We start from the raw sequence: 9,137 nt of genomic DNA on the forward strand, positions 1-9,137 counted from the left end.
GTTGGACAGGTGCGTGAGGCCCATGAAGCGCACCCCGCGCCGGTGCAGCTCCGCCAGCCGCTCCACGCGCCCCTCGATGGCGTGGCCACCCTCCACCCCCAGCACCGCCGACAGCCGCCCGTGGGCGAGGTTGTCCTCCAACCCCGCCCCGGTGGTGGCGACGCGCACCGTGTCCCCGGACCGGGCGCAGAACGCGTCCAGTCGCTCAATCTGCCAGAGCGCCCGTGCCCACTCGCCGCCGCGCGCCTCGCGGGGCCACTTGCGCCACGCGGCGAACAGCGGGAAGCCGCCAATGAAGGGGAAGCCCCGGGTGACCAGCGTGAAGCACTGCAGCTTCACCCCCGCCTCGCGCAGGCGGGGGAAGTCCACGTGCCCCTCCGTCGACCGTTCGCCCAGGTCGCGGTTCCACATCAGCGAATCCGCGTGGCTGTCCGCGATGCACCAGCGCCGATGCAGCTCCTTCACGTCACCCATGCCAGCAGTCTTCGCCACCGCCTCCCGCGATGACAAGCACCCGTGACGCGCTTCAGGTCCAGTCCGCGCCGCCGTCGTCGTCCTCCGGCCAGACGTCATCCTCCAGCGGAAGGCCCGCCTCCGCTTCCCCCGCCGCGCCCACGAGGGCATCCGTGCGCACCTCCGCCACCTCGCGCAGCGCTTCGGGTGGACCATAGGGCCGGCCCGCCGCGCCCAGCAGGGCCCGGAGCGCGTCCCGCAGCTCCGCCCCCGTCTGGAAGCGGGCGTCGCGGTCGCGCTGCAACACCCGCTGGAGCACCTCCCGCATCCCCTCCGACAGCCCCCGCGTCGCGTGCTCCACGTGCGACGGCGCGAGGCACGCCATGCGCGCGGCCATCAGCGGCGCGGGAAGCCAGCTGGGGGTCTCCGCGCACAGCCCCCGCGCGCCGGGCACGGGCTGGGCCTGCTGCGCGGCGCGCTCCACGTCCTCCAGGTCCAGCAGGTGCAGACCGGTGAGCAGCTCCAGGAGCACCATCCCCAGGGAGAACAGGTCCGCCCGGCCATCCAGCGGCTGTCCCTCCAGGGCCTCCGGCGAGGCATAGGCCACGTCCCCGCGCACGAGCCCCGGCTCCGTCACCACGCGCCCCGGCAGCCGCGACCACGCGAGCGCGAAGTCCGCCAGCCGCACGCGCCCGTGCACGTCCACGCGCACGGAGCGGGGGCTGACGTCGCGGTGCACGACGCCCACGGGCATGCCCCGGGAGTCCTCCAGCGCGTGGGCATGGTGGAGCGCATCCGCCACCTCCGCGCCCACGTACGCGGCGAACGCCTCCGAGAAGGGCCGCCGCCGCAGCGCCGCGAAGCTGGACAGCGTCTCCAGGCAGGGGCCGTCCACGTACTCCATGACGAGGTGGGGCGCGCCATCGTGCACCCGCACCAGGTACACCGGCGCGATGGCCGGGTGGCTCAGCCGCATGAGCAGCTTCACCTCTTCGCGCAGCCTTGCCCGCCCCACGTCGTCCCCGACGTCGCGCAGGCGCTTGATGAGCACCAGGCCGCCCGGCGTGCGCGCGTAGTGCCGGCGGGCGAGCAGCAGCTCCCCACCGGCGCGCGACCCCAGGTAGCGCACCAGCTCATAGGACGTGGCCCCGGTGGAGAAGAGGATGAACGGCCGGGACAGGGACTGCGCGGGGGGATGGGTGGCCATCGTGGATGACGCTCCTTCGCAAGGCGCTTCCCGGGGGTGGGAAGGCATGAGGAAGACCTCACGCCCGCGTCCTACCACCCGGGTCAGACATCCCCATCCGACCCCACCGGATGTTTCCCCGACTAAAAAGGAAACGGCCCCCGCGATGAAGCGGGAGCCGTCGCCTTCAAGCCTGTTCATGCCTTCGCGTTACTGGTCCAGCTTCTTCACGGGCGCCACCAGCGTCACGTCGCGGGCGACCATGTCCTTGCCGTCCATCACGTACGAGGCGCGCACCTGCGAGCCTTCCTTGATGTCGTCCAGCTTCACCGCGCGGCTGCCGTTGTCCATGACCGCCGTCTTGTCGTTCGTCTTGATCTTCAGCTCGCGGTTGCTGGTGTCCACCACCGTCAGCGTGTCACCCGACTTGGACAGCACGCGACCATTGATGGTCGTGGCCGCGGCCGTCGCGCCGGCCATGCCCGAGCCGCCCTGGGCCAGGTCCTTGTTCAGGTCCTCGTTGCGGTTGGCCTGGGCCTCGGCGAGGTCCTTCTCCTCCTCACGGACCTCCTGGTTGGCCCCGGCGATCTTCTCGTTGGCGTCCTGGCGCGCCTCGGCGACGTCCTCGTTCGCCTCGCGCTGCGCGGAGCCGATCTCCTTGTTGGCGTCCTGCTGCGCCGCGGCCAGCTCCTTGCCCTCTTCCTGACGCGCTTCCGCGGTTTCCTGCGCGGCTTCCTGACGGGCCTCGGCGACGTCCTCGCGCTGCTCCTGGACATCGTCCTTCTTGCAGCCCGCGACCATCGTCAGCCCCGCCACCGCCGTGACCGCAATCATGAGCTTCCGCATGTGACTGCCCCCTGTGTGATGTGTTCTGGAGGCCGGAGGATTTGTTCCCCGGCGTTGGGCAGAAACTGGTCGCTCCCCCCGTACCTGCACAGGGGTTGTCGGAGACGATCGCAAGGCACAGGGGTCGCTTGCGGAGGCGGGAGGCCCCGGCCGCCTGCCTGCTTGGAGCCCGGAAGAAACGCACCCTCGCGGGAAAAATCCGTCCGCGGGCGCCAGACAGGGGCGTTGATGTGAAGGAGGCCGTGCGTTGACAGGGCAGAATCGCCCTTGTACTGGCAGCGGCGGGTCCCATGGGGGGCCTGGAGCGGGCTGAGAGGAGTCGTGACGCCGTGACGGTGTGGGTCAACGGAGAAGCGCGAACGCTGCCGGAGGGCAGCACCCTTTCGTCCCTGCTGACGCTGCTGGCGTTGAGCAGCGGTCCCGGGGTGGCGGTGGAGGTGAACGCGGAGGTGGTGCGCCGCGCGCGTCACCCCGAGCACCGGCTGCTGGACGGGGACCGGGTGGAGATCGTCACCTTCGTGGGTGGCGGGTGAGTGCAGGCCCAGGAGAGGACACGGTCATGAGCGGCATCGCGGACAAGCCTTTCACGCTGGCGGGGGTGACGTTCACCTCGCGGCTCATCGTCGGCACGGGGAAGTACCCCAGCCATGAGGTGATGAAGCAGTGTCACGACGCCTCCGGCGCGGAGCTCGTCACGGTGGCGGTGCGGCGCCTGGACCTGAAGGCCACGGGCGAGGCGTCGCTGATGAACTGGATCGACCGCAACAAGCTGCGGCTGCTGCCCAACACGGCGCTCTGCTACACGGCGGACGACGCGGTGCGCACCTGCCGGCTCGCCGAGGAGCTCGGCATGAGCAAGTGGGTGAAGCTGGAGGTCCTGGGTGACGAGAAGACGCTCTACCCGGACGTCGAGGAGACGCTGAAGGCGGCGCGCATCCTGGTGAAGGAGGGCTTCGTCGTGCTGCCGTACACCAGCGACGACCCCATCACCGCGCGCAAGCTGGAGGACGCGGGCTGCGCGGCGGTGATGCCGCTGGCGGCGCCCATCGGCAGCGGGCTGGGCATCCGCAACCCGCACAACCTGCGCCTCATCCGTGAGGTGGTGAAGGTGCCCGTCATCGTGGACGCGGGCGTGGGCACCGCGTCCGACGCGGCCATCGCGATGGAGCTGGGCGTGGACGCGCTGCTCATGAACACCGCCATCGCGGGCGCGCGCGATCCGGTGCGCATGGCCGTGGCGATGAAGAAGGCGGTGGAGGCCGGTCGCGACGCGTACCTGGCCGGACGCATCCCGCGCAAGGCGTACGGCTCCGCGTCCAGCCCCATCGAAGGGCTCGTCGAGTAGTGCCGTCCCTGCCCCGCCTCGTCGTCATCACCGACTGGCGCATGCCCCGGACGCGGCTCCTGGCCGCGCTCGCCCGGGCGCTGGAGGCGGGGCCGGACGTCGCCGTGCAGCACCGCCACCCGGAGGCTTCTGGCCGCCTGTTCCTGGAGGAGGCCCGGCTCGTGGCGGACGTGTGCCGGGCCCGGGGGCATGCGCTGTTCGTCAACGGGCGGCTGGATGTCGCGTTGCTCGTGGGTGCGCACCTGCACCTGCCCGCCGCGGGTCCCTCTGCCCTCGACGTGCGTCCCCACCTGCCGCCCGGTCGGCTCGTCAGCGTGGCGGTGCACGACGCGCTCGAGGCTGAAGGCGCGACGGGGGCGGACCTGGCGCTGGTGAGCCCGGTGTTCGCGCCCGGATCCAAGCCAGGGGACACGCGCGCCACGCTGGGGCCGGAGGGATTCCAGGCGCTCGCGGCCCGGCTGCCCTGTCCTGCGCTGGCCTTGGGAGGGCTGACGCCCGAGCGTGCGCGAGGGATGCCCGGGGTCCGGGGCGTCGCGGTCATCTCCGCGGTGCTGGAGGCGGACGATCCGCGTGAGGCGGCCCTCGCGTTGCTGGACGCATGCGAGGCCCCGCGCGGCTGAGGCGCGCTATGCTGCGCGGCCGTGAATCCCTCCGCGACCTCCGCTGAACTGCGCCCGCTGGCCATCGGGGAGCTCATCGACCGCGCCGCGACGTTCTGGCGCGCGCACCTGAAGCCCCTGTTCGTGCTGTGCCTAGGGTTCGACCTGATCAACTACATCGCGGTCAAGGCCGTCACCTTCGCGATGACGCGATGGGTGGGCGTGATGCCGGGGCTGCAGGGGCCGCGCGCGGGAGCGGATCCGTCGGAGACGCTGACCCAGTCGGGCATCACGTTGGGGTTGATGGGCGTGCTGTGGCTGTTCCTCGTCTGGAACTTCTGGGTGGCCACCACGGCGGCGGCGCGGTTCGTGGTGCCCGCGCACCTGGGCGAGCCGGTGCGTCCCTCGGAGGGGCTGCGCCGCGCGGTGTCCCGCCTGGGCACGCTGACGGTGACGTATCTGCTGTCCATGGCGTGGTCCCTGGGCGTGACCCTCCTGCTGTGCCTGCCGGGCTCCATCGTCATGGGGCTGGGCGTGGTGGCGGCCGTCACGGGCAAGGGCTCCGGCGGCAACACGGCGCTGAGCGTGGCGCTGATCATCATCGGCGCCATCCTGTTGATGTTGGGGGCGCTGGCGGCGGTGCTCTGGTACTTCCTGCGCTTCATGCTGTTGCCGCCGGTGCTGGCGATGGAGGACGTGGGCGCGTGGACGGCCTTCAAGCGCTCCGGAGCGCTGCTGTCGGGCCGCGTCGAGCCGGGCTTCATGGGGCGGGGGACGGTGCGGGCCATGGTGCTGTCCACGGTGGTGGGCGGAATCCTCGTCGCGGTGAGCCTGGTGTCGGGGCTGCCGGCGTGGATCGTGCGGCTGACCTATGGCGGCAACCTGTTGGATCCGGCGGCGCAGGCGGCCATTCCGCAGGCGCTGCTGGTGCCCGCGGAGTTGTTGCAGGTGGTGGGGCAGTCCTTCTTCACGCCGCTGAGCTTCGTGGTGTCGGCGTTCTTCTACGTGGACATGCGCGTGCGCCGGGAAGGCCTGGACCTGGAGCGCCGGCTCGCGACCGCGGAACCGACGACACAATCCGTCTGACGCCCAGGCTCCGTGCCCGCCCTGCCCCTCCTCTTCCTGCTGTCCGCCCTGCCCTGCGCCGACCGGGAGGACCTCGCGCATCGGCTCGAGGAGACGGCGCGCGTCCGGCCGCAGGAACTCAACGCGGAGGTGAACCGGCTGGTGGAGCGACTGGAGGGCGTGCCGCTTCCACCGGGGACCTCCGGTCAGACGGCCCCGGAGCGGGCCCACCAGCTCACGGTGTACCTGGAAGCGGTGTGCGCACTGGACGCGGAGCGAGCGCAGGCCGGTGGGCCTGAGGTCACGAGTGAGCCGGAGCGGCTGCGCGCCATCCTCGACCGGCCGGAGTTCGCGAGGGCCCGACAGCGCAACAGCGATGTGATCACGCGCCTGCTGCGCGAGTTGGAGAACTGGCTGGAAGGCCTCTTCGAATCCAAGGGCGCGCAGGGCTTCGCGGTCGCCACGCGAGCCGTGATGCTGGGCGTGGCGCTGGCGGTGGTGCTGTTTGGAGTGCTGCGCGTGCGCTGGCGCAGGAACCGGAAGGTTGTCGCCGCGCAGGGGTTGGAAGGCGCTGCGGAGCCCCTGGAGCTGGACACGCCCGGTGAGCACCTGGGCCGGGCCCGCACCGCGCTGGAGACGGAAGACGCGCGCGAAGCCATCCGGGAGGGCCTGCTGGGCCTGCTGTCCACGCTGGAACAGCGCAAGCTCGCGAGGCCGGACCGCGTGAAGACGAACCGCGAGCTGGCCGCGGAGCTGCCCACGCGAGGAGCACCTGCGCGGGTGACGGGGGAAGTGGAGCGCCTGGTGGGCTGGTACGACCAGGCCTTCTATTCGCTGGAGCCCGTGCCCCACGATGAGGCCGCGCGCTTCGTGGAGTCCGTGGAGCGGCTGCACGGTTCGCTGGCGGAGGCCCGGCCGTGACGAGGATGCGCTTCGCGGCTGCGCTGGGCTCGCAGTCCACACACGCTGCCGCTTCCTGGTGGCGACCGCTCAACGCTCGCGGAGGCCCGACCGTGAAGAGCATGCGCATCGCGGTTGCTCTGGGTTCGCCATCCGCGCTCGTTGCCGCCGCCACGGGGCAACCACGCGACATGCGCGTGGAGGCCCGTCCGTGAGGAACGCTCGCGTCGCGGTGGTGTTGGGCCTGCTGATCGCGGTGGCGCTCGCCGTGGGGCTCGCCTCGCGTGAAGCCGCGCCGGACTCCCCCGTGCCTTCCGTCACGAACCCTGGCCCCCTGGGGCTCAAGGGCCTCTTCGTGTACCTGCGCGAGGGCGGCCGGGACGTCAGTACACAGGAGACGTCCCTGGAGTCGCTTCCCACCGGCATCCGCACACTGATCATCGCCGCACCCCAGGCCCAGCCAGTGACGAAGGAAGAGGTCGCTTCACTGGAGCGCTTCGTCCAGGGTGGCGGCACGCTCGTGTACCTGTCACCGCACACGCTCGGAAAGCACCAGCCGGGGCTGGAGGAATGGCTCGGGCTGGTGCCGGGCGCGCTGCTCGGCACGAATCACGAGGGTCTCACCTCCGAGTGGGTAGACCCCGCCGGCGTCACCGTGGACGTGTGGCTGCCCTCGGGCCTGCTGCGCGGACTGTCATCGCTGCGCGTGTCGCGCGACCGCAGCCTGCGAATGGAGCACGAGACCGCCGTGCCCCTCGCGGGACTCTCCGGCACGGGCGTGGTGTGGCGCTGGGGCCTGGGCAAGGGTGAGGTCTACGTGGTCGCGGGCCCGGACCTCGCGGAGAACCGCCGTCTGGAGCTGCTCGACAACCTGCGCTTCTGGGACGCGCTCGCCGCCCGGGGCCCGCTTCGCTTCGACGAGTTCCACCACGCCGCCATCACCCGCCCTCCCCTATCCCAGGGCCTCTGGGTGTTCATCGCGCAGGGGCTCGCGGTGGGCCTCGTGTACGTCGTCTCGCGCGGCACGCGCTTCGGTGCGCCCCGCCCCCTTCGCGTGGAGCGGCATCGCTCATCGCGCGAGTACGTGCGTTCACTGGGCTGGCTCATGCGCCGCGCGAAGGTGGAGGCGGAGCTGCTGCCGGAGCTGGACAGCGCCCTGCGCCGCCTGATGCAGGAGCGGCTGGGCATCGCGCCCTCCCTGCCGGACGCGGACGCCGCGCGGCTCCTGGAGGAGACCTGCGGCGTGCCCGCTCGCGACTACCTGGACGCGAAGGAGGATCTGGTGCGCACCCGCGACCGCGCGCCTGTCCGCCCCGCGGACTACACCCGCCTCGCCCGCCGCTACGCCCACCTGGAGCGCCGGGTGACGGGCCGCGCGGGCGAAGCCCCGGAATGACGAAGGCGCGGTGCCCGGAGCCTTCACGCCCCGGACCCGCGCCCTCTTGTCGCCCGGTACCAGACCGGACCTACAGCTTCTTGCCCGCGGCGAGCATCGCCTCGCCCACGTGCTGACGGATCTCCGTGACGCGCGCCTCCCAGCTCTCGTGGAAGATCTTCTCCGCGCGCTCACGGTTGGGACCGGGGTGGTCCGCCAGCGCCGCGTTCACCTGCTTCACGTAGTCCTCGGGCGTGGTGGCGATGCGGCACAGCCCCACCTTGCGCACCTCCGGCAGGTCGGACGACACCACCGGCAGGCCGGACGCCAGGTACTCACGCACCTTCAGCGGGTTGGAGTTGAGCGTCAGCTCGTTGATGACGAACGGGTTGAGCGCCACGTCGAACGCCTTGTTGTAGCCCGGCAGGTCCGCGTACGGCTTGCGGCCCAGCATGTGGATGTTGGGCTGCGCGCGCAGCTTGGAGTCGTCGCAGTCCGGCGTCGTCTTGCCCACGATGACCACCGAGCCCTCCGGGTGCGCCTTCGCGACCGCGACAATCGCATCCTGGTCGATCCAGTCCGCCACCAGGCCGAAGAAGCCGATGATGGGCTTGGGCAGCTTCGCGATGTCCTCCGGGACCTTCGTCTGCGCGTCGCACGCCTTCACGAAGTGCGTGAAGTCCGTGCCGTGGCGCACCAGCACCGTGCGCTTGTTCTGCTTCTTCTTGTTCTCGTACAGGCGCTCCGCGGACGTGATGCACATGTCCGCGCGGCGCAGCAGGCGCTCCTCCAGCTGCGCGATGTGCTTGCCGTTCGTGTCGCTGAACGCGGAGAACTCGTCCACGCAGTGGTAGACGACGAAGTCCTCGCCCAGCGTGCCGGACACCGGCGCGGACGCGGGCAGGAAGCTCCAGGAGATGGGCCGCTCGAACTTGAGCTGCTTCATCGCCCGCAGCACCTGGAGCCGCAGCAGGTGGCGGTTCGCCTGGCGCGCCAGCTCCGAGCCGTAGAACGGAATGGCCAGCGGCGCGAGCACGTGCAGGTTGGGCTCCACCTCGCGGATGCCCTCGCTGAACGTCTTCAGCTTCTTGATGATCCGCTGCGCGTCGTGCGCGTTCGCCTTGGGCGCCCGGTTGCCAATGCTGTTCACCCAGAGCACGCGGTTGTCCCGCGACAGGATCCGCATGATGTGCACCTTCGACAGCGGGTCCCCATCCCAGTCGTTGGAGAACACCACCAGGTCACGCCCACGCAGGGCCCGCTTCGACAGATCCACCTCTTCACTGCGACGCATCGTCTTCTCCTGAACCCAGAACCTTGTTTGCGAAACCATGAAGCGCTCCCGTTGCCGGAAGCCCCACCACCCAC

General features: G+C 71.1%; 10 protein-coding genes. 6 read left to right on the forward strand and 4 right to left on the reverse strand.

What is annotated here, in order from left to right; translation table 11 throughout:
* The 3 genes from D7V97_RS34945 to D7V97_RS34955 form a co-directional block, all read right to left on the reverse strand.
* The coding region (locus tag D7V97_RS34945) for a membrane dipeptidase (RefSeq protein ID WP_199729039.1) at window positions 1-474 on the reverse strand (474 nt) is incomplete at its 3' end.
* 52 nt (window positions 475-526) lie between these two features.
* Window positions 527-1,660 carry a serine/threonine-protein kinase gene (locus tag D7V97_RS34950; RefSeq protein WP_120614959.1) on the reverse strand — a complete coding sequence of 378 codons (1,134 nt, stop codon included), beginning with the start codon at window positions 1,658-1,660 and terminating at the stop codon, window positions 527-529.
* 189 nt (window positions 1,661-1,849) lie between these two features.
* Window positions 1,850-2,473: a hypothetical protein gene (locus D7V97_RS34955; protein WP_233583417.1), complete on the reverse strand. Its 624-nt coding sequence runs from the start codon at window positions 2,471-2,473 to the stop codon at window positions 1,850-1,852.
* Between the two features lie 341 nt (window positions 2,474-2,814).
* Between D7V97_RS34955 and thiS the strand changes: the two genes are divergently transcribed.
* From thiS to D7V97_RS34985, 6 genes are all read left to right on the forward strand, one after another.
* Complete coding sequence (gene thiS, locus D7V97_RS34960) at window positions 2,815-3,018, forward strand: sulfur carrier protein ThiS (RefSeq protein WP_120614961.1); 204 nt, start codon at window positions 2,815-2,817, stop codon at window positions 3,016-3,018.
* A gap of 26 nt (window positions 3,019-3,044) precedes the next feature.
* Window positions 3,045-3,830, forward strand: a complete 786-nt coding sequence (locus D7V97_RS34965; protein ID WP_120614962.1) for a thiazole synthase — start codon at window positions 3,045-3,047, stop codon at window positions 3,828-3,830.
* The gene (locus tag D7V97_RS34970; protein WP_120614963.1) at window positions 3,830-4,450 is read left to right on the forward strand and encodes a thiamine phosphate synthase; all 621 of its coding nucleotides are present in this window, start codon (window positions 3,830-3,832) and stop codon (window positions 4,448-4,450) included. Before D7V97_RS34965 ends, D7V97_RS34970 begins: the two co-directional genes overlap by 1 nt.
* A 21-nt stretch (window positions 4,451-4,471) precedes the next feature.
* The gene (locus D7V97_RS34975) at window positions 4,472-5,515 is read left to right on the forward strand and encodes a hypothetical protein (protein WP_120614964.1); all 1,044 of its coding nucleotides are present in this window, start codon (window positions 4,472-4,474) and stop codon (window positions 5,513-5,515) included.
* 12 nt (window positions 5,516-5,527) lie between these two features.
* Window positions 5,528-6,415 carry a DUF4129 domain-containing protein gene (locus tag D7V97_RS34980; RefSeq protein WP_120614965.1) on the forward strand — a complete coding sequence of 296 codons (888 nt, stop codon included), beginning with the start codon at window positions 5,528-5,530 and terminating at the stop codon, window positions 6,413-6,415.
* Window positions 6,416-6,605: 190 nt separating this feature from the next.
* On the forward strand, window positions 6,606-7,790 hold the full coding sequence (locus D7V97_RS34985; protein ID WP_120614966.1) for a DUF4350 domain-containing protein: 1,185 nt from the start codon (window positions 6,606-6,608) through the stop codon (window positions 7,788-7,790).
* A gap of 70 nt (window positions 7,791-7,860) precedes the next feature.
* Here the strand turns inward: D7V97_RS34985 and exoP are convergent, their stop codons facing one another.
* Window positions 7,861-9,063, reverse strand: a complete 1,203-nt coding sequence (exoP, locus tag D7V97_RS34990; protein ID WP_120614967.1) for a spore coat polysaccharide biosynthesis glycosyltransferase ExoP — start codon at window positions 9,061-9,063, stop codon at window positions 7,861-7,863.
* Between the last annotated feature and the right edge of the window lie 74 nt (window positions 9,064-9,137).

Source organism: Corallococcus sp. CA053C, from assembly GCF_003611675.1.
Taxonomy (GTDB): Bacteria; Myxococcota; Myxococcia; order Myxococcales; family Myxococcaceae; genus Corallococcus.

What these genes read in the sequence shown, in the direction of transcription:
- D7V97_RS34965 (WP_120614962.1), top strand. Translation starts at nt 3,045, where the DNA reads ATGAGCGGCATCGCGGACAAGCCTTTCACGCTGGCGGGGGTGACGTTC.
- D7V97_RS34955 (WP_233583417.1), bottom strand. Translation starts at nt 2,473, where the DNA reads ATGATTGCGGTCACGGCGGTGGCGGGGCTGACGATGGTCGCGGGCTGC.
- D7V97_RS34950 (WP_120614959.1), bottom strand. Translation starts at nt 1,660, where the DNA reads ATGGCCACCCATCCCCCCGCGCAGTCCCTGTCCCGGCCGTTCATCCTC.
- exoP (WP_120614967.1), bottom strand. Translation starts at nt 9,063, where the DNA reads ATGCGTCGCAGTGAAGAGGTGGATCTGTCGAAGCGGGCCCTGCGTGGG.